This window comes from Streptomyces sp. NPDC091377, from assembly GCF_044757045.1.
Classification (GTDB): domain Bacteria; phylum Actinomycetota; class Actinomycetes; order Streptomycetales; family Streptomycetaceae; genus Streptomyces.
Genome location: NZ_JBIVUE010000002.1, coordinates 560748 through 579269, shown reverse-complemented (window position 1 = coordinate 579269; position 18522 = coordinate 560748). Strand labels below are relative to the sequence as shown.

General features: G+C 70.5%; 15 protein-coding genes, 1 tRNA gene and 1 pseudogene. 3 read left to right on the top strand and 14 right to left on the bottom strand.

Annotated features, from left to right (window positions below; all coding sequences use genetic code 11):
- Window positions 1-17: 17 nt before the first annotated feature.
- Window positions 18-176 (top strand): annotated as a pseudogene (locus ACIQNG_RS06590) (transcriptional regulator); the annotation flags it as partial.
- Here ACIQNG_RS06590 and ACIQNG_RS06585 read toward each other — a convergent pair.
- The 5 genes from ACIQNG_RS06585 to ACIQNG_RS06565 form a co-directional block, all read right to left on the bottom strand.
- Complete coding sequence (locus ACIQNG_RS06585) at window positions 157-819, bottom strand: HAD family hydrolase (protein ID WP_401433254.1); 663 nt, start codon at window positions 817-819, stop codon at window positions 157-159. The pseudogene ACIQNG_RS06590 and the gene ACIQNG_RS06585 sit on opposite strands and share 20 nt — an antisense overlap.
- Window positions 820-1120: 301 nt before the next feature.
- A tRNA-His gene (locus ACIQNG_RS06580) sits at window positions 1121-1193 on the bottom strand.
- Between the two features lie 126 nt (window positions 1194-1319).
- Window positions 1320-1922, bottom strand: a complete 603-nt coding sequence (orn, locus tag ACIQNG_RS06575) for an oligoribonuclease (protein WP_401433252.1) — start codon at window positions 1920-1922, stop codon at window positions 1320-1322.
- 257 nt (window positions 1923-2179) lie between these two features.
- The gene (locus ACIQNG_RS06570) at window positions 2180-3385 is read right to left on the bottom strand and encodes a helix-turn-helix domain-containing protein (protein ID WP_401433249.1); all 1206 of its coding nucleotides are present in this window, start codon (window positions 3383-3385) and stop codon (window positions 2180-2182) included.
- A gap of 379 nt (window positions 3386-3764) precedes the next feature.
- The gene (locus ACIQNG_RS06565; protein WP_401482883.1) at window positions 3765-4286 is read right to left on the bottom strand and encodes a hypothetical protein; all 522 of its coding nucleotides are present in this window, start codon (window positions 4284-4286) and stop codon (window positions 3765-3767) included.
- A gap of 315 nt (window positions 4287-4601) precedes the next feature.
- Here ACIQNG_RS06565 and ACIQNG_RS06560 point away from each other — a divergent pair, with 315 nt between their 5' ends.
- Entirely contained in the window at window positions 4602-5129 is a 528-nt protein-coding gene (locus ACIQNG_RS06560; protein WP_401433243.1) for a universal stress protein, read from the top strand.
- A gap of 373 nt (window positions 5130-5502) precedes the next feature.
- Here ACIQNG_RS06560 and glmS read toward each other — a convergent pair whose 3' ends face one another.
- The 3 genes from glmS to ACIQNG_RS06545 form a co-directional block, all read right to left on the bottom strand.
- Window positions 5503-7320: a glutamine--fructose-6-phosphate transaminase (isomerizing) gene (gene glmS / locus ACIQNG_RS06555; RefSeq protein WP_401482882.1), complete on the bottom strand. Its 1818-nt coding sequence runs from the start codon at window positions 7318-7320 to the stop codon at window positions 5503-5505.
- 12 nt (window positions 7321-7332) lie between these two features.
- Window positions 7333-7590: a hypothetical protein gene (locus ACIQNG_RS06550; protein WP_401433238.1), complete on the bottom strand. Its 258-nt coding sequence runs from the start codon at window positions 7588-7590 to the stop codon at window positions 7333-7335.
- A 208-nt stretch (window positions 7591-7798) separates the two neighbouring features.
- On the bottom strand, window positions 7799-8707 hold the full coding sequence (locus ACIQNG_RS06545; protein ID WP_401482881.1) for a DUF4429 domain-containing protein: 909 nt from the start codon (window positions 8705-8707) through the stop codon (window positions 7799-7801).
- Between the two features lie 182 nt (window positions 8708-8889).
- On the opposite strand from ACIQNG_RS06545, the gene ACIQNG_RS06540 reads away from it, so the two are divergent.
- Window positions 8890-10485, top strand: a complete 1596-nt coding sequence (locus tag ACIQNG_RS06540; RefSeq protein ID WP_401482880.1) for a beta-N-acetylhexosaminidase — start codon at window positions 8890-8892, stop codon at window positions 10483-10485.
- 294 nt (window positions 10486-10779) lie between these two features.
- Here the strand turns inward: ACIQNG_RS06540 and ACIQNG_RS06535 are convergent, their stop codons facing one another.
- From ACIQNG_RS06535 to ACIQNG_RS06510, 6 genes are all read right to left on the bottom strand, one after another.
- Window positions 10780-12582, bottom strand: a complete 1803-nt coding sequence (locus tag ACIQNG_RS06535) for an IucA/IucC family protein (protein WP_401482879.1) — start codon at window positions 12580-12582, stop codon at window positions 10780-10782.
- Window positions 12579-13118: a GNAT family N-acetyltransferase gene (locus ACIQNG_RS06530; RefSeq protein ID WP_401482878.1), complete on the bottom strand. Its 540-nt coding sequence runs from the start codon at window positions 13116-13118 to the stop codon at window positions 12579-12581. The genes ACIQNG_RS06535 and ACIQNG_RS06530 overlap by 4 nt, the downstream gene beginning before the upstream one ends.
- Window positions 13115-14401, bottom strand: a complete 1287-nt coding sequence (locus ACIQNG_RS06525) for a lysine N(6)-hydroxylase/L-ornithine N(5)-oxygenase family protein (RefSeq protein ID WP_401433226.1) — start codon at window positions 14399-14401, stop codon at window positions 13115-13117. Before ACIQNG_RS06525 ends, ACIQNG_RS06530 begins: the two co-directional genes overlap by 4 nt.
- Window positions 14385-15851, bottom strand: coding sequence for a lysine decarboxylase DesA (desA, locus tag ACIQNG_RS06520; protein ID WP_401482877.1), 1467 nt, complete (start codon window positions 15849-15851; stop codon window positions 14385-14387). The genes ACIQNG_RS06525 and desA overlap by 17 nt, the downstream gene beginning before the upstream one ends.
- Window positions 15852-16076: 225 nt before the next feature.
- The gene (locus ACIQNG_RS06515) at window positions 16077-16928 is read right to left on the bottom strand and encodes a siderophore-interacting protein (protein WP_401482876.1); all 852 of its coding nucleotides are present in this window, start codon (window positions 16926-16928) and stop codon (window positions 16077-16079) included.
- A 432-nt stretch (window positions 16929-17360) separates the two neighbouring features.
- Window positions 17361-18521: an acyl-CoA dehydrogenase family protein gene (locus tag ACIQNG_RS06510; protein WP_401433219.1), complete on the bottom strand. Its 1161-nt coding sequence runs from the start codon at window positions 18519-18521 to the stop codon at window positions 17361-17363.
- Window position 18522 lies beyond the last annotated feature (1 nt).

Here is an 18522-nt window from a genome sequence, read left to right as displayed (position 1 = left end):
TGAGCATGGCGAATTGCGCGCTAGATCACCTGGAGCGCACTTGGTATGCCATGGGCATGGACCGGGTGCGCGAGGTACGCCGGACGCTGGCTCGGCACCAGCATGAGCAGTGTGTGAGGGAGCTGGACGACCGGCTGTACGGATGGTCCACGACGGTCAGCGCCCTCGCTCGTTGAACTGGCGGATGTGGCCCGACAGCTCCAAGAGGCTCTCGACGCGGAACGTGGGCAGTTTCTGCGCGGCCTCGCTGTTCCATTGGATCGTCGCCCAGGGGCCGCGGCGCACGAGAGCGGTGTGCATTCCGGCCTGGCGTGCGGGGCGGATGTCGTTGTCGACCCGGTCCCCGACATACAGCATCTCGTCGGGCTCGGCCGGGACGATTTCGGCGACGCGATCGAAGAAGGATCTGTCGGGCTTGCTGGCGCCCCAGTCGTCGGAGGTGCCGATCAGGTCCACGTCGGTGCTGAACAGCTCGCGGAGGATCTTCCCCGCGCGGACTGTCTGGTTCCCGGCGATGCCCAGCCAGAGGCCGTCCGCGCGGAGCGTGGCGAGGGTGTCGCGAACATCCGGGTACAGGTCGTCCTCCCCGAAGTGCTCGGGCCGGCCGGCCTCGGCGCGGCGCTCGCGCTCGGCGTAGAGGTCGAAGCCGGGCCGGAACTCCTGGAAAGCCTCGCGGTAGTCGCGGCCCTGGGCGATCACGGCTCCGAACACCGCGGCAAAGGTGTGCCTCGGCGTGCCGAGCCAGTCGGCCCAGGTGCCGTACTCCCGGGTCTCGTCCACGAGGCACTCGCCCACGTCGAAGATCACAGCTCGAATCATGCGGCGAGGGTACCGACCAACTTGGCTACCGGACCTGTCAGGCCGGTCACACTCCAGTTCGGTTGTGCTCGTCTCCCCACGCGGGCGGCGCAGGCGGCTCAATCCCATGCCCCCGCGTGGTGAAGGGTCGGCGATCCGCCGTCGGTTTCCTGGCGGTCAGTTGGAGGGGGCGTGACAGTGGGGCGGGCCGCCCGCGTCGATGCTGTCCTGACCTGTGGGTGGCCGCCGAAGGGGTGCGGTCCGCAGGGAGGGGAAAGACCAAGGGCCGTCCCGGTCGATCGGGACGGCCCTTGGTGGTGAGGGTGAGTGACGGGACTTGAACCCGCGGCCACCTGGACCACAACCAGGTGCTCTACCAACTGAGCTACACCCACCATGACCGGCGGTCGAAACTGCTGTCTCCCCGACCGGCTGAGAAAAAGTGTACAGGGTCCGAAGGGGTGCTCGCGCCCGGCTTTTCCGGGGGCGTCCCGGGGTCTTCCCGGTGGCCCCGGACCCGGCTACTGCGCAGGCAGGACGTGCTTCGCGGCGATGGATCTCGCGGTGTCGGAGTCGGGCCCCGGCTGGGGTACGAAGATCGCCTCGCGGTAGTAGCGCAGCTCGGCGATCGACTCCCTGATGTCCGCCAGCGCGCGATGGTTGCCGTTCTTCTCGGGGCTGTTGAAGTACGCCCTCGGGTACCAGCGGCGGGCCAGTTCCTTGACGCTGGAGACGTCCACGATGCGGTAGTGGAGGTAGCTCTCCAGGGCCGGCATGTCCCGCAGCAGGAAGCCGCGGTCCGTGCCGACGGAGTTGCCGCACAGCGGAGCCTTGCCGGGCTCCTTCACATGTTCGCGGATGTACGCCATGACCCGCTCCTCGGCGTCCGCGAGCGTCGTGCCCTCGGGAAGCTCGGCGAGCAGACCGGACGCGGTGTGCATCTCCCGTACCACCTCCGGCATCGTCTCCAGGGCGGTGTCCGGTGGACGGATGACGATGTCCACGCCCTCCCCGAGCACGTTCAGCTCGGAGTCGGTGACGAGGGCGGCAACCTCGATGAGCGCGTCGTCGGACAGCGAGAGGCCGGTCATCTCGCAGTCGATCCACACCATGCGATCGTTCATGCGACCACCCTACGGCCGACGTCCACGGATGCGGTCCCCGCGGGGGGTCCGGCGTCGCGGCCCGGCGTCGCGGCCCCGTGTCGTGGCCCCGTGCCGTGGTCCGGCGTCGTGGTCCTGCGTCGTGGTCCGGCTCGTTCCTGTCGGGTGGGCCGAAAGCGCCGTGGGCGCGGAAGGTGGTCCTTCCGCGCCCACGGCGTCGATCAGGTCGTCCCGGTCAGCTCACCCGGTCGTCCTCAGGGTCGTCCTCAGAGACGGCCTCATGAACCACTGCGCTGGCCCGGCAGGCTCGCCAGTGGTGCGCCCGCGCCCATCGCGCTCCCCGCGGGGGTGCGGCGGGTCTGGAGCGGGACCGGCGGGTCGGGGTGGAGATGGTGGGGCGGTGGGAGGTGGGACGGGGAGTGGGGCGAGGGTACGCCCTGGTCCGGGTCGATCACCTTGTCCGGCTGCGGTCTGCGGGCGCGGTACGCCGCGCGGTAGGCGGCCGGGGAGGAGCCGAGCTGGCGGCGGAAATGGCCGCGCAGGGCCACCGGGGAGCGGAAGCCGCAGCGGCCCGCCACCTCGTCCACCGAGTAGTCCGACGTCTCCAGCAGCCGCTGTGCCTGGAGCACCCGCTGGGTGATCAGCCACTGGAGCGGCGCGCTCCCGGTCAGCGACCGGAACCGGCGGTCGAACGTACGGCGGCTCATGTACGCGCGAGCCGCCAGGGTCTCCACGTCGAACTGCTCGTGGAGGTGTTCCAGCGCCCAGGCGACGACCTCGGCCAGCGGGTCGGCGCCGATCTCCTCGGGTAAAGAGCGGTCCAGGTAGCGCTCCTGGCCTCCGCTCCGACGCGGTGGGACCACCAGTCTGCGGGCCAGTGCCCCGGCGGCCTCGTTCCCGTGATCCGTGCGCACGATGTGCAGACACAGATCGATTCCGGCGGCGGTGCCCGCCGATGTCAGGACGTCCCCGTCGTCCACGAAGAGTTCCCGTGGATCCACGTGGACCGACGGATAGCGCTTGGCCAGCGTCGGCGCGTACATCCAGTGGGTGGTCGCCGGGCGGCCGTCCAGCAGGCCCGCCGCCGCGAGGACGAAGGCGCCGGTGCACAGCCCGACGATCCTGGCGCCTTCCTCATGGGCCCGGCGCAGTGCGTCGAGCGCCTCCTCCGGTGGCGGTGAAGTGATCGACCGCCAGGCCGGCACGACGACCGTGCCCGCTCGCGAGATCGCTTCCAGGCCATGCGGCGCACTCAGCTCCAGGCCCCCTGTGGTCCGCAGGGGGCCGTCCTCACCGCCGCACACCAACAGTCGGTAGCGCGGTACGCCGGCGTCCTGGCGGTCGATCCCGAACACCGACAGCGGTATGGAACTCTCGAAGATGGGGCCGCCGCTGAACAGCAGCACCGCGACGATCTCCTTGCGCCGTCGCCCGGACAGCTTCCGGGTCGCGGCTTCCGGCGCGGCAGTGGAGTCGTGGCTCATACTGCTAAGCCCCCCTCGGTGGTCGCGGCTCCTCGGTTGTGTCGCTCCTGCACGTTTCCCCTCGGTCCAGCACGAGTCCCCCGCCATACGACATTCAAGATCGAATCTACTGGGTTTCGCCCCGCCGGTGTGACCGGATCGCCACCCCTGCGGATTGTCGACTTGGCAACTTGGCGTAAAGCATTCGATCACGAAGCGTTGCACTCGCGGAGCGTGCAGGGAAGTACGCCTTGTCGCGGTGGCCAATCCGCATAGGGTGCGGAAGTGACCCGGGGCCCTTTCCGTGCAGGTCGAACGGGGGGTAGGGGGGAGGAAGACCAGTGGATGTGCGGCAACCAGAAGTTGGCTGAAAAGATACGGCCCGGTGCGCTGAAACCGGTCAGTCGGACGGGTATTGCACGCCGCCGCCCGCCCGTGTCCCGCCGGGCCTATCGCCCTCCCGGCCCGGCGGCCCCGTCCGGCCCGTCGGACCGCCCGCGGCACCGTCCGCCTGCCCGGCGTCCCATGATCCATACTTCTCGGCCGCGCCACGCTCCGCCGTCACCCCCCGCTCCGCCCGGCGCAGCAGCAGCCGGCACACCGCCGTGACGGCGGCCAGACCGAGCGCCGTGCCCGCCGTTCCGGCCAGCGAGGTGCCGTACCAGAGCAGGACCAGGGGGACGAGTACGCAGCTGAAGACCGCCCACCGGACCACATCCCCGGCCGGGTCCGCCGCCGGGTCCGTCACAGGGTCCGCCGCCGGGTCCACTGCCAGGTCCGGTGCCGGGTCCGGTGCCGGGTCCGCCGCGTCCGGGGCCGGTGGCGCGCCCTCCGGCCGGGCCGAGGTGGGCCCGCCGGGCGCGGGGGCCGCCGCGGTCGGGGCCCGGCGCAGCTCCTCGGGGGCGGTGCGGGGTGCGGACATGGCGTGCTCCCTGTGGAGTGGTTCACGCACTTCAACGTCCGCCCTCCTGCTCGGTCACTGTCAGCGACCAGGTGGCGGATCACCCTCCCGCGTCAGCGAATCCTGTGCAAACCGCCTGTACGGGGCAGCAACCATTGCGTGACGGGCGGGACCTCGTGCATGCTCCGGGGAACCCGCCGGGCAGCCGTGCGGGATCTGGGCGAAGGAGGCGTGCCGCCGTACCCTTGGGGGTATGGGGTTGGGAAGATGATTCCCGGACACAGCTCGGACGACCCTGTCGTCCCTCCTACGAAGGATCACAACGCCGAGACAGCCATGGCCGGTCACGAATTCTCCGAACCCGCGGACCGCAAGCGGCCGGTCGCCGACCCCACGGCGGCCGAGCCCCAGGCGGCGGAAGAACCACGTCATGCGTGTGACCCCGCTTTCAAGCACGGCGTCGTCGTCGGCTTCGACGGCTCCACCTCCAGCGAGCGTGCCCTCGCGTACGCCATCGGCATGGCCTGCCGTTCCCACTCGGGCCTGATCATCGTGCATGTCGCCAACCGGCTGCCCACCACGGTCTGGGCCGGCTGTGAGCCGCCCGTCTTCGTGGACGTGCCGGACCATCGCACCGAGGTGCTGGGCCTCGAACTGGCCTGTGCGGACTACCTCGCCGAGGTGCCCTGGATCCTGGTCGAGCGGGGCGGCGACATCTGTCACGAACTCGAAGAGGTCGGGCGGGAGTACGAGGCGGACGCCATCGTCGTCGGCTCCACCCACGGCATCGTGGGGCGCATCTTCGGCTCGGTCGCGGGACGGCTCGCCAAGCGGGCCAGGCGGCCCGTCGTCGTCATCCCGTGAGGCGTCCGCGGGCCAGGCGGCCCGTCGTCGTCATCCCGTGAGCCGTCCGCCCCGTCCTGCCCGGTCCGCTCCGTCCCTCCGCCGCACCGTCGCCTCGTCACCCCGTCCGCCCGCCGCCCTCGCGGCCCGCGCCCCCCTTCGGCAACTCGCCTTCCCTACCGGCGGGTTCACCGGAATCTACTCACGCGTACGAGTGTTTGTGTTCTTGTGAAGGGCATACAACGGTCACCGCGACGTGCGGCGGCCGGGGTGTGACGGCATCCGGCCGGCCGCGCCGGCCGGGGTGGGCTTCCGCGCCCCGGTGTGTATGACGGACCCCCCGTGCCTGGTGGCAGCACGCGGGGGTTCGTCCTCGCGCCCCTGGAGAGCGGGGCTACTCCACCGTGACCGACTTGGCCAGGTTCCTCGGCTTGTCGATGTCCCGGCCCAGGGCCAGGGCGGTGTGGTAGGCGAGGAGTTGGAGGGGGATGCCCATGAGGATGGGGTCGAGTTCGGGCTCGTTCTTGGGGACCAGGACGGTCTGGTCGGCCTTCTCCTGGGGCTGGTGGGCCACCGCGAGGATCTTGCCGGAGCGGGCCTTGATCTCCTCCATCGCGGCGCGGTTCTTCTCCAGGAGGTCGTCGTCCGGGACGATCGCCACCGTGGGCAGGGCCGGCTCGATCAGGGCCAGCGGACCGTGCTTCAGTTCCGAGGCGGGATACGCCTCGGCGTGGATGTAGGAGACCTCCTTGAGCTTCAGGGACGCCTCCCGGGCCACCGGATAGCCGCGCACCCGGCCGATGAAGAGCATCGAGCGGGCGTCCGCGTAGCTCTTGGCCAGCCGCTCGATCTCCGCCTCCTGGGTCATGATCGAGGCGATCTGGGCAGGCAGCCGCCGCAGCCCCTCGATGATCCGCTTGCCGTCGCGCACCGAGAGGTCACGGACCCGGCCCAGATGCAGGGCGAGCAGCGCGAAGGCGACCGTGGTGTTGGTGAAGCACTTGGTGGAGACCACGCAGACCTCCGGGCCCGCGTGGACGTAGATCCCGCCGTCCGCCTCCCGCGCGATGGCCGAACCGACCACGTTGACCACGCCCAGGACCTTGCCCCCCTTGCGCTTCAACTCCTGGACCGCGGCCAGCACGTCGTACGTCTCACCGGACTGGGAGACCGCGATGTACAGGGTGTCGGGGTCCACGACGGCGTTGCGGTAGCGGAACTCCGAGGCGGGCTCGGCGTCCGCGGGGATCCGGGCCAGCTCCTCGATCATCTGGGCGCCGATCATTCCGGCGTGGTACGAGGTGCCGCAGCCGAGGATCTTCACCCGGCGCACGGCGCGGGCCTCGCGGGCGTCCAGGTTGAGGCCACCGAGGTGGACGGTGGAGAACCGGTCGTCGATCCGGCCGCGCAGCACCCGGTCCACGGCCTCCGCCTGCTCGTGGATCTCCTTGTGCATGTAGGTGTCGTGGCCGCCCATGTCGTAGGAGGCGGCCTCCCACTCGACGGTGGTGGGCTCCGACGTGGTGCGGGTGCCCTCCGTGGTGTAGGTGCGGAAGTCGTCGGCCGTGAGGGTGGCCATCTCGCCGTCGTCCAGGGTCACTATCTGCCGGGTGTGGGTGACCAGCGCGGCGATGTCGGAGGCGACGAACATCTCCTTCTCGCCGATGCCGAGAACGACCGGGGAGCCGTTGCGGGCCACCACGATCCGGTCGGGGAAGTCGGCGTGCAGCACGGCGATGCCGTAGGTGCCCTCGATCAGCCGCAGCGCCTGGCGGACCTTGTCCTCCAGTTTCTCGGCCGGGGAGCGGGCGACGAGGTGGACCAGGACCTCGGTGTCGGTCTCGGAGAGGAAGGTGACCCCGTCCGCCTCCAGCTTGCGGCGCAGATCGGCGGCGTTGTCGATGATCCCGTTATGGACGACGGCGACCTTGCCCTCGGCGTCCAGGTGCGGGTGGGCGTTGGCGTCGGAGGGGGCGCCGTGGGTGGCCCAGCGGGTGTGGGCGATGCCCGTGGTGCCCTTGAAACGGGCCGGCACCTTGGCCTCCAGGTCACGGACCCGGCCCTTGGCCTTGACGGTCCTCAGCCCGGTGGCCTTGGGGGAGGTGACGGCTATGCCCGCCGAGTCGTAGCCGCGGTACTCCAGACGCTGAAGGCCCTCCAGGAGCAGCGGGGCGACATCGCGCCTTCCGATGTATCCAACGATTCCGCACATATGGGACTGTTCCTAGCCGTAGACGATGCGGCGCAGTTGGCGGAGCGACAGCTCCGGGGGTGCGACCGCCCGGTATGTGAGGTCCGCCTCGATCCGTTCGAAGATCGTCGCGTTCACCAGGCCCTGGGCCTGTAGCTCGCGGTGGCGGCGACGGACGTATTCCTCGGTCGTCTCGTCGAAGTAGGCGAGCACGTCCTGGATCACCCGCAGTGCCTCGCCCCGGCTGAGGGGGGTGGAGCGCGTCAGATGATCTACGAGTTCGTCGTGCACCCGGCTGATCCTGGAGGAGTGAGGAGGGCTTTCGCAAGAATTCTGCCCGATTTCGGGCAGGGGTGAGGCGAAAGGAGGGTGAATGGGGTGCGAAAGAGGTACGAAAGGGGTGCGAACGGGGTGCGATCGGGGTGCGATCGGGGTGCGAAAGGGTGACGATCTTGCCCCGAGCGCGTTACCCGCTGCTCGGGGAGGGCCCGCTTGCCCTCTACATCCGCTTAAGGACCGCCTGCTTGGCCAGGGTGAACTCCTCGTCCGTCAGCACCCCCGAGCGATGCAGTTCGCCCAGCTCACGCAGCCGGCGGAGCAGGGCGTCGTGATCGTCCTCCGCTGCGGGGGCGGACGGGGCCGCCGGGGCGGGGAGCGGGGGCGGGGGGTCGGCCGGCTCGACCGCCGGGGCGAGGGTGCCCGCGCCCGCCGCCGGGTGCGGGATACGGGCCTGGACCGCCGCCGCGACCAGCGCCATCAGGGGGTCCCGCTTGAAGCCCCAGAGGTCGACGCAGTTCGGGTCGTAGCGCGGCGGTGTCTTCGTCGGGGCGTTGCGCACGGTGAAGCGGAGGTAGCCGTTCTCCAGGCCCACCGCCGGATGCCATTCCACCCCGGTGATCTCCGCGAGGGGGATGGTCCGCGGGCCGCCCGCCGACTTGGCCTCCTCCGTCTTCCAGTTCCACTCGATCCGCACCTGCTCGCCGTCGAAGCTCGCGGTGCCGTCGCCCGCCGAGAACGACAGCGGCACCGAGGGGCCCGGCAGCAGATACGTGTCCACCGGATCACCCGGCACCTGGTCGAGCAGCAGCGCGTTGCGGACCTCGGCCACGAAGTACTCCGCGACCCCGTACCGGTCCGACTCCACCGCCAGCTGATATGGATCGTGTGACTCGCTCAGCCGGCCGCCGGTGGCGAGCAGCATCGGGTCCGCGCCGTCGCGCAACCGCAGCCGCACCCGGCCCGCCTTGCGCCCCTGCTCGAAGGAGACACCCGCCAACGAGCCCAGCGGGACGACGAGTTCGCCCAGCGTCCTGCGGAGCAGGCTGACGGACTTGTCCCGTCCGGGGGTCAGGCGCAGCGCGTCGCCGTCGAACTCCCAGGTGCCGTCCTTCTGGATGATTTCCGCCATGGGAGGGATTGTTCCACCGGACCCACGACGGCGTGGTCCACACCCGTAGAGCCCGCGTCTGCTGGGCATGACATCTGGTGGCACACCCCGGCCGGCACACCTGAGCCGGGCCGCCTGTCGGGTACCACTGTCGGGTACCACCGCCGGGTACCACCGTCGGACACCAAGGAAGGGACCGGCCCGTGAGACCGCACCGCAGTACCCTCCGCCTCCTGGGATCCCTGCTCCTCGCCACCGCGCTGGGCGCCTCGCTCACCGGCGCGACGGCCCCGCGACCCGGGGCCACCGACACCACCTCCCCGCTCGACCGGATCATCCCGGCGCCCTCCTCGGTCACCCCGGGCGGCACCCCGTACCGCATCACCGACCGCACCCGCATCCACGTCGGTGAGTCGCGTGAGGCCCGCCAGGTCGGCGAGTACCTCGCCGGACTGCTACGCCCCTCCACCGGCTACCGCCTCCCCGTCACCGCCCGGGGCACCGGCGGCATCCGGCTGCGGCTCGCGAAGGGACCGTACGGGGAGGAGGGCTACCGCCTCGACAGCGGACGTGACGGGATCACCATCACCGCCGGGCGCCCGGCCGGCCTCTTCCACGGTGTGCAGACCCTGCGCCAGTTGCTGCCCGCCGCCGTCGAGCACGACACCGTGCAGTCCGGCCCCTGGACCGTGCCCGGCGGCACCGTCGAGGACAGCCCGCGCTACGCCTGGCGCGGCGCTATGCTCGATGTCTCCCGGCACTTCTTCTCCGTCGCCGAGGTCAAGCGGTACATCGACCAGCTCGCCCTGTACAAGCTCAACAAGCTGCATCTGCACCTCAGCGACGACCAGGGCTGGCGGATCGCCATCGACTCCTGGCCGCGGCTGGCCACCTACGGCGGTTCCACCGAGGTCGGCGGCGGTCCCGGCGGCCACTACACCAAGGACGACTACAGGGAGATCGTCCGCTACGCCGCCTCCCGGCATCTGGAGGTCGTCCCCGAGATCGACCTGCCGGGGCACACCAACGCGGCGCTCGCCTCGTACGCCGAACTCAACTGCGACGGGGTGGCCCCGCCGCTGTACACCGGTACCGAGGTCGGCTTCAGCTCGCTGTGCGTACCGAAGGAGATCACGTACGACTTCGTGGAGGACGTCGTCCGCGAGATCGCCGCGCTGACGCCCGGCCGCTATCTGCACATCGGCGGGGACGAGGCGCACTCCACCAGCCACGAGGACTACGTCCGGTTCATGGACCGGGTCCAGCCGGTCGTGGCCGAGTACGGCAAGCAGGTCATCGGCTGGCACCAGCTCACCGGCGCCACCCCGGCCGAGGGCGCGCTCGTGCAGTACTGGGGGCTGGACGGTACCGATGCCGCCGAGAAGGAGCAGGTCGCGGCGGCGGCCCGGAACGGTACGGGGCTGATCCTGTCCCCGGCCGACCGGGTCTATCTCGACATGAAGTACGACGCCTCCACCCCGCTCGGGCTGAACTGGGCCGGGTACGTGGATGTGAGGCGGTCCTACGACTGGGATCCCGCGGGCTATCTGCCGGGGGCGCCGGACTCCGCGGTGCGGGGGGTGGAGGCGCCGCTGTGGTCGGAGACGCTGGAGGACAGCGGGCACATCGAGTACATGGCGTTCCCCCGGCTGCCGGGGGTGGCCGAGGTGGGCTGGTCGGCGCCGGGGGACCGGGGCTGGGAGGGGTATCGCGAGCGGTTGGCTGCGCAGGCTGAGCGGTGGGGGGTGTTGGGGATCGGGTTCCATCGGGCCGCGGGAGTGCCTTGGCCTTCGGCGTAGGGGGGTGGGGTGGGGCGGGGTGGGGCGGGGTGGTGGGGTGGGTGCGGCCCGGTTGTGGCTGGTCGCGCAGTTCCTCGCGCCCCTGAAGGGTGGGGGGTGGCAGGTGTTTCGACTGTGCTGGGGGCGCGGTTGTGGCTGGTCGCGCAGTTCCTCGCGCCCCTGAAGGGTGGGGGGTGGCAGGTGTTTCGACTGTGCTGCGGGCTCGGTTGTGGCTGGTCGCGCAGTTCCCCGCGCCCCTGAAGGGCGGGGGTGGCAGGTGCCCCCGGAGGGGGGGCGGGGGCGCCTGTCTGTTGGTCAGAATTCGGCCAGGGGGTTTTTCAGGGTGCCCACCAGTTGGAGGGCGGCTGAGGGGTCGGCCAGGTCGACCATCTGCTTGTTGTTGCGGAGCTGGAGGCGGTTGAGGCAGGACAGGCTGAACTCGGGGGCGAACATGTCGTACTGGGCGAATTTGTCGGCCAGTTCGGGCCTGCTGTCCTGGTAGGCGCGGGTGACCTCGGCGACCGTGCGCCAGAAGGTGTCCTCCGCCAGGACCCCCTCGGCGGCGAGGTTCGCGGCCAGGAAGCGGAAGAAGCAGTCGAAGACGTCGGTGAAGACGGAGAGGAGTTTCATCTCCTCGGGGACGTCCACGCGCAGCCGCTCCACCGTCGGGGGCAGGACCGCGTCCGGGTCCATGACGGCGATCTCCTCGGCGATGTCCTTGTAGATCGCCCGCTCGACCGCGCCGTCCTTGAGGACCAGGATGACGTTCTCGCCGTGCGGCATGAACACCAGGTCGTAGGCGTAGAAGCTGTGGAGCAGCGGGGTGAAGTAGGCGCGGAGGTAGCCGCGGAGCCACTCCTGGGCGGGGAGCCCGGAGCGTTCGATCAGCGCGGCGGCCATCGAGGTGCCCTCGTGGTCGATGTGCAGCAGGGACGCCATGGTGGCGAGGGACTCGCCGCTCTGGAGGGTCGGCACGGGGCTCTCCCGCCACAGGGCGGCCAGCATCTTGCGGTAGGGGGAATAGCGGTCGGTGGCGCGCTCGTACTCCAGATGCCGGTAGCCGACGGCCGCGCGCTCGCGGATGATCGACAGACCGGTGGACTTGAGGACCTCGTCGTTGTCGATGAGCTGGGCGAGCCAGTCGTTGATGGCGGGGGTGGCCTCCATGTAGGCGGCCGAGAGTCCGCGCATGAAGCCCATGTTGATGACGGACAGGGCCGTCTTGACGTAGTGCTTGTGCGGGGCGGTGGTGTTGAAGAAGGTGCGGATGGATTGCTGGGCGAGGTAGGCGTCGTCGCCCTCGCCCAGACACACCAGGTGGCGGCGGGCCACCTCGGCGGCGAAGGTGACGGAGAGCTTGTTCCACCACTGCCAGGGGTGGACCGGGATGAGGAGGTAGTCGGCCGGGTCCAGGTCCTGGGCGCGCAGGGTGGCGTGGAAGCGGTCGACGGTCTTAGCGCCCAGTTCGTCGCGGAGGAACGGCTCGTACTCGATGCCGGCGCCGGCGGTGAACGCGGCGCGTGAGCGGTGGGCGGCCAGCCAGACCAGGCGGACCGGGCTCGCGGTCTCGGGGGCGTACGACAGGTACTCGTGGACGCCGAAGCCGAGGCGGCCGTTGTTGGCGACGAAGCAGGGATGGCCCTCGGTCATCCCGGTCTCGATCGCCTGGAAGGAGCCCGCCGCCAGCTCGGCCGCCGTGAGCTGCGCTTTGGTGAGCTTGTAGCAGGTGCCGGCGAGGGTGGAGGAGATCTCCTCCAGATAGACCGGCAGAACCTCCTCGCTCAGGCCCAGGGACTGCCGCAGTTCGATGAAGAAGTCCAGTGCGGCCAGGGGGAGTTCACCCTCGGGGCCGTGCCGGGTGATCGAGTCGGCGTCGATCTGCCAGTGGTCCAGGGCGCGGCGGGTGGCGGTGAAGCGGTAGCGGGTGCGGTCGTCGTCGGCGCGGACGACGTACGCTCCCCAGCCGCCTGCGCGTTCGCCCCGTACGGCCTCCTGGTCCGGCTCCGGGGTGATCAGCCGCTCGTGGGCGAACTCGGCGAGGGCTTTGCGGATCAGCAGGCGTTCGGCCCGCGCCCAGCGGTGGGGGGACAGATGCGCCACGGCGTCGGACTGGGTCATACGGCGACTCCTCGGGCGGCCAGGAACTGTTCGCGCGTGCAGAAGCTGAGCAGGGCCCGCTTCTCGGGCTTGTCGATCTCCCGCTCGGGGACGAATCCGACGGCGGCGTTGAGCGCGTGCACCGCCTTGTTGTCCACGTCGGGCTCCACGACGACCCGCCGGGTGGCGGGGTCGGCGAAGAGTTCGGTCATGACCGCGGTGATGACGGCCCGGGTGAAGCCGTGCAGCGGCCGGTCGGTGGGGGCGACCAGGAAGTGCATGCCGACGTCCCCGGGCTCGGGCTCGTACAGCCCGACCAGTTCGACATGGCGGGGGTCGTACCACTCCATCAGGAAGGCGGGTTCGCCGTCGTGCAGTCCGATGGAGGCGTGGTGGTGCTCGTGCGCGGCGATGCGCATGTACTCGCGTTCCACGTCCTGGAGGCGGGCGTCCTGCATCATCCAGAACGCGGCTTTGGGGTGGGTGACCCAGCCGTGCAGCAGCCCGGCGTCCTCCAGCGGGTCGAGGGGGCGCAGGGTGAGGGTGCCGATGCTCATACCGCGAACTCCTGGAAGGCGATGGTCTTCTCCACCGGGTAGTACTCGGTGCCGAGCAGTTCCCGGATGATGTAGCTGTTGCGGTAGGCGCCCATGCCCAGGTCGGGCGAGGTGATGCTGTGGGTGTGGACGCCGGCGTTCTGGAGGAAGACGCCGCGGCCCGTGGTGTCGATGGTGTAGTTGCGGGCCACGTCGAAGTTGCCCTGGGAGTCGCGGACCAGCCGGTCGGTGATCGGGGCCAGGAACTCCGGCTCGACGTACTTGTAGCCGGTGGCCAGGACCAGTCCGTCCGAGGTCAGCTCGAAGTCTTTCTCCTGCTCCTCCTGACGGAAGCCGAGGGTGTAGGTGCCGTCGGTGTACGTCGCGCCGGTGAGGGCGGAGTTGGTGAGCAGCCGGGTGGGGACCGGGCCGCGGAGGTTCTTCTGGTAGAGCAGGTCGAAGATCTCGTTGATCAGATCGCCGTCGATGCCCTTGAACAGGCCCTTCTGCTGGGCGGTGAGCCGGTAGCGGGTGGCCTCGGGCAGTTCGCGGTAGTAGTCGACGTACTCCGGGGAGGTCATCTCCAGGGTAAGTTTGGTGTATTCGAGGGGGAAGAAGCGCGGGGAGCGGGTGACCCAGTTCAGGCGGTAGCCGTGGACGTCGATCTCGCTCAGCAGGTCGTAGTAGATCTCGGCGGCCGACTGGCCGCTGCCGACCAGGGTGATCGACTTCTTGCGCTGGAGTTCCGCCTTGTGCTGGAGGTAGCGGGAGTTGTGCAGGAAGTCGCCGCCGAGGTCCGCGCACGCCTCGGGGAGGTAGGGCGGGGTGCCGGTGCCGAGGACCAGGTGGCGGGCGTGGAAGCGGTCGCCGCGGTCCGTGTGGACGACGTACAGGTCGTTCTCGTACGTCACCTGCGTGACCGTCGTGCCGAAGCGGATGCCGCGGAGTTTGGAGGCGGCCCAGCGGCAGTAGTCGTCGTACTCGACGCGCAGGGGGTAGAAGTTCTCACGTATGTAGAAGGAGTACAGCCGTCCCTGTTCCTTCAGGTAGCTGAGGAACGAGTACGGGCTGGTCGGGTCGGCGAGGGTGACCAGGTCGGACAGGAACGGGGTCTGGAGGTGGGCGCCGTCCAGGAACATGCCCGCGTGCCACTCGAAGTCCGGCTTGGACTCCAGGAAGACGCCGTCCAGTTCCTCGATGGGCTCGGTGAGGCAGGCGAGGCCGAGGTTGAACGGGCCGAGCCCGATGCCCACGAAGTCGTAGGTCCGCTCGGTGGTGGGGGTGGGCTCAGGAAGCGCGGTCAAGGGAGTCTCCCAGGTACTGCTCGGCGTGGCCGGCGATCAGATCGAGGACGGCGGCGATGTCGCCGGTCGTGGTCTCGGGGTTGAGCAGGGTGAACTTCAGATGGTGACGGCCGCCGACCTTGGTGCCCGCGACGATGGCCTCGCCGGAGGCGAACAGGGCCTTGCGGGCGTAGAGGTTGGCGCGGTCGATCTCGGCCGGGTCGGTCACGGCGGCCGGGACATAGCGGAAGACCAGGGTGGACAGGGTGGGCTCGACGACGACGTCGTAGCGCGGGTCGGCGGCCAGCAGCTTCCAGCCCTCCGCCGCGAGATCGCAGACCTCGTCGAAGAGGCCGCCTATGCCGTCGGCGCCCATGGTGCGCAGGGTCATCCACAGCTTGAGCGCGTCGAAGCGGCGGGTGGTCTGGAGGGACTTGTCCACCTGGTTGGGGATACGTTCCTGCACCATCCGGCGCGGGTTGAGGTACTCCGCGTGGTAGGTGGCGTGGCGCAGGGTGGCCGCGTCCCGGACCAGCACGGCGGAGGAACTCACCGGCTGGAAGAAGGACTTGTGGTAGTCGACGGTGACCGAGTCGGCCCGCTCGATACCGGTGAGCAGGGCGCGGCGGCGCGGTGAGGCGAGCAGCCCGCAGCCGTAGGCGGCGTCGACGTGCATCCAGGTGCCGTACTGGGCGCACAGCGCGGCGATCTCGGGCAGCGGGTCGATGGAGCCGAAGTCGGTGGTGCCCGCGGTGGCGACGACGGCCATCGGCACGAGCCCGGCCGCGGTGCAGCGCTCCAGTTCGCGGGCGAGTGCGACGGTCTGCATCCGCTTGTCGTGGTCGACCGGGATGGAGATGACCGCGTCCGGGCCGAGGCCCAGCAGTTTCGCCGACTTCTTGACGCTGAAGTGGCTCGCCTCGGAGGCGAGGATCCGCAGCTTGGCGTACGGGATCGCGTCGGCCCGCTCCTCCTGGCCGGGCTTGGCCTCCTCGCGGGCCAGCAGCAGCGCCTGGAGGTTGGACTGGCTGCCGCCGGAGGTGAAGACCCCGTCGGCGGCCGGGCCGAGCCCGATGCGCTCGGCGGTCCAGTCGATCAGTCTGCGCTCGATCAGGGTGCCGCCGGCCGACTGGTCCCAGGTGTCGAGGGAGGAGTTGACGGCGGACAGGATGGCCTCGCCGAGCACGGCCGGGATGACGACCGGGCAGTTGAGGTGGGCGAGATAGCGGGGGTGGTGGAAGTAGACGGCGTCCTGGAGGTAGACGTCCTCCAGTTCGTCCAGGACCGCTGTGGTGTCGTGCAGCGGTCGGTCCAGGTCGATCTGCTCGATGCGAGGGGCGAGGGCGTCGGCCGTGACGCCGGTGAACGGGCGGCCGGTGGTGGCGAGTCGGGCGGCCACCCGCTCCACTCCCTCGGTCACGGAGCGGCGGTACCGCTCCGCGGTCGTGTCATTGAGCAGGTGCGAGCGCATGTGGGGGTCCTCCGGTGGGACGGTCCTTGGTTTCGCGGGGGTGGCGCGGGGGACGGGCCGGGGCAGAACGGAACCCCGACTTCAACTTAGGTTAGCCTAACCTAATCTAGTTTGATCTACGCCGGGCCCGGCCGTAACGTCCGTCACACCGAACGGAGTTGGGGGATCACGCGGAGTGCGGGAAGCGGGTGCGGCTGCGCCGCGTGTGCGCCGGGTACGGGCGATTCACTCGCCCTGCTCCCGCATCTGGTCCTCGGAGAGCCCCTGACGCCAGTACCCCACGAAGGTCACCCGGCGTCTGTCGATCCCGCGCTCACCGACGAAATGCCGCCGCAGCCGCTTCACACAGCCCGACTCGCCCGCGATCCAGACGTACGGGTGCGCGGCGGACGGCAGCCGGGTCCCGCGCAGGACGTCGAGCGCCAGGGGGGACCCCTCGCCGCCGCGCTGGACCAGCCACTCGACCTCCGCGTCGGCGCGGGTCGTGAGCCTCTGGACGTCCCCCGGGTCGCGCACCTCCAGCCACACCCGGGCCGGGAGCCCGGCGGGCAGCGTCTCCAGGATCGCGGCGACGGCGGGCAACGCGGTCTCGTCGCCCCACAGCACCACCAGGTCGGTGTCGGCGGGCGGCCGGAACCGGATCGCCCGGTTGTCCGCGACCGCCGGACCGAGGACCAGCACCCGGTCCCCGGCGGTGGCCCGCGCGGCCCAGCGCGAGGCGGGACCGGCGGGGCCGGCGGCGACCGGCTCGACGCCGTGCAGCACGAAGTCGATGTCGATCTCGTCGGGGTCCCGGCGCAGCGCCCGCAGGGTGTACGACCGCATCACGGCCTGTACGTCGTCCGGCAGTTCGCGCCACCCCTGCCACCAGCCGTCCCCGAGGTCCAGCCGTGCCTGCGGCTCGCTCTGCCCCGGTCGCGGCAGGAACAGCGACAGCGACTGGTCCCGCCCGTCGGAGTGGAACCGGGCGAGTTCCTCGCCGCCGAAGGTGACCCGCACGAGCGAGGGCCCGAGCCGCAGGCTCCGTACGACGTGGAGCGGGAAGAACCGGAAGGGGTTGTCGACGGCGGTGGACACGGGTGGAGCGGCTCCTTCGGCTGCGGCGGCTGGGGTGGTAGGGGGCGGCTGCGACGACTGTGGCGACTGGGGATGTTGTGGCGGCTGGGGTGGCTGTGACGACGGGGGAGGCTGTGACGACGGGGGCGGCTACGGCGGCTGTGACGACTGGGGTGGCTGTGAGGCATGGCGGGCATGCCTCTGGTGGGACCTCGGACGAACCCACGTGAAGGCATGGCGGGCATGCCTCCGGTGGGGCCTCGGACGAGCCCACGCGGAGAAAGGTTAGCCTAACCTCACCTGATGTCCAGGGGGTCTGAGGGGCCCAGGGGACCCAAGGGGCGCCGGCGGGGCCGGGAGGCCGCGGTGGGAGGAGGGCCCCGGGAGGCCCGGCCGACCCGCACGGACGCCCCCCGGTCCCTCGACCGAAGGGCGTCCGCCGTCCCCGCTCGCTCAGCCGGTCAGCCCCAACTCCCGTGCGATCAGCATGCGTTGCACCTCGCTCGTGCCCTCGCCGATCTCCAGGATCTTGGAATCCCGCCACATCCGGGCGACCGGGTACTCGTTCATGAAGCCGTAACCGCCGTGGATCTGGGTGGCGTCCCGGGCGTTGTCGACGGCGATGGTGGAGGAGTGCAGCTTGGCCAGGGCCGCCTCCTTCTTGAACGGCTCGCCCGCCACCAGCCGGTAGGCCGCGTCCCGCCAGGCGAGGCGGGCGGTGTGGGCCCGCACCTCCATGTCGGCGATCTTGAACTGGATGGCCTGGTACTCGCCGATCGCCCGGCCGAAGGCGTGCCGCTGCTTCGCGTACCGCACCGACTCGTCCACACACCCCTGCGCCAGCCCGGTCGCGAGCGCCGCGATGGCGATCCGGCCCTCGTCCAGGATCCGCAGGAACTGGGCGTACCCTCGGCCCTGCTCGCCCAGGAGGTTGGCCCGGGGCACCCGGACGTCCGCGAAGGACAGCTCACGGGTGTCCGAGGCGTTCCAGCCGACCTTCGAGTACGGCGCCGCCACCGTGAAGCCGGGGGTGCCCGACGGGACGATGATGGCGGAGATCAGCGGCCGGCCGTCCGGCTTGCGCCCGGTGACCGCGGTGACCGTCACCAGACCGGTGATGTCCGTACCGGAGTTGGTGATGAAGCACTTGGTGCCGTTGATCACCCATTCGTCGGTCGCCTCGTCCAGCCGGGCCGTGGTGCGGGTCGCGCCCGCGTCCGAACCGCCGTCCGGCTCGGTCAGCCCGAACGCGCCCAGGATCTCGCCGGAGCATAGCCGGGGCAGCCACTCCCGCTTCTGCTCGGGGCTGCCGAAGAGGTGGACCGGCATCGCGCCCAGCGAGACCCCGGCCTCCAGGGTGATGGCGACCGAGGAGTCCACCCGGGCCAGTTCCTCCAGCGCCACGCCCAGCGCGAGGTAGTCGCCGCCCATCCCGCCGTACTCCTCCGGGAACGGCAGCCCGAACAGGCCCATCCGGCCCATCTCGCGGACGATCTCGTACGGGAACTCGTGCCGCTCGTAGTGGTCGCCTATCTTCGGCGCGACCACGTCGTGCGCGAACTCCTCCACCGTGCGGCGGAGTTCTTCCAGTTCGGGGGAGAGACGGTGATTCATC

What these genes read in the sequence shown, in the direction of transcription:
- ACIQNG_RS06585 (WP_401433254.1), bottom strand. Translation starts at nt 819, where the DNA reads ATGATTCGAGCTGTGATCTTCGACGTGGGCGAGTGCCTCGTGGACGAG.
- orn (WP_401433252.1), bottom strand. Translation starts at nt 1,922, where the DNA reads ATGAACGATCGCATGGTGTGGATCGACTGCGAGATGACCGGCCTCTCG.
- ACIQNG_RS06570 (WP_401433249.1), bottom strand. Translation starts at nt 3,385, where the DNA reads ATGAGCCACGACTCCACTGCCGCGCCGGAAGCCGCGACCCGGAAGCTG.
- ACIQNG_RS06565 (WP_401482883.1), bottom strand. Translation starts at nt 4,286, where the DNA reads ATGTCCGCACCCCGCACCGCCCCCGAGGAGCTGCGCCGGGCCCCGACC.
- ACIQNG_RS06560 (WP_401433243.1), top strand. Translation starts at nt 4,602, where the DNA reads ATGGCCGGTCACGAATTCTCCGAACCCGCGGACCGCAAGCGGCCGGTC.
- glmS (WP_401482882.1), bottom strand. Translation starts at nt 7,320, where the DNA reads ATGTGCGGAATCGTTGGATACATCGGAAGGCGCGATGTCGCCCCGCTG.
- ACIQNG_RS06545 (WP_401482881.1), bottom strand. Translation starts at nt 8,707, where the DNA reads ATGGCGGAAATCATCCAGAAGGACGGCACCTGGGAGTTCGACGGCGAC.
- ACIQNG_RS06535 (WP_401482879.1), bottom strand. Translation starts at nt 12,582, where the DNA reads ATGACCCAGTCCGACGCCGTGGCGCATCTGTCCCCCCACCGCTGGGCG.
- ACIQNG_RS06530 (WP_401482878.1), bottom strand. Translation starts at nt 13,118, where the DNA reads ATGAGCATCGGCACCCTCACCCTGCGCCCCCTCGACCCGCTGGAGGAC.
- desA (WP_401482877.1), bottom strand. Translation starts at nt 15,851, where the DNA reads ATGCGCTCGCACCTGCTCAATGACACGACCGCGGAGCGGTACCGCCGC.
- ACIQNG_RS06510 (WP_401433219.1), bottom strand. Translation starts at nt 18,521, where the DNA reads ATGAATCACCGTCTCTCCCCCGAACTGGAAGAACTCCGCCGCACGGTG.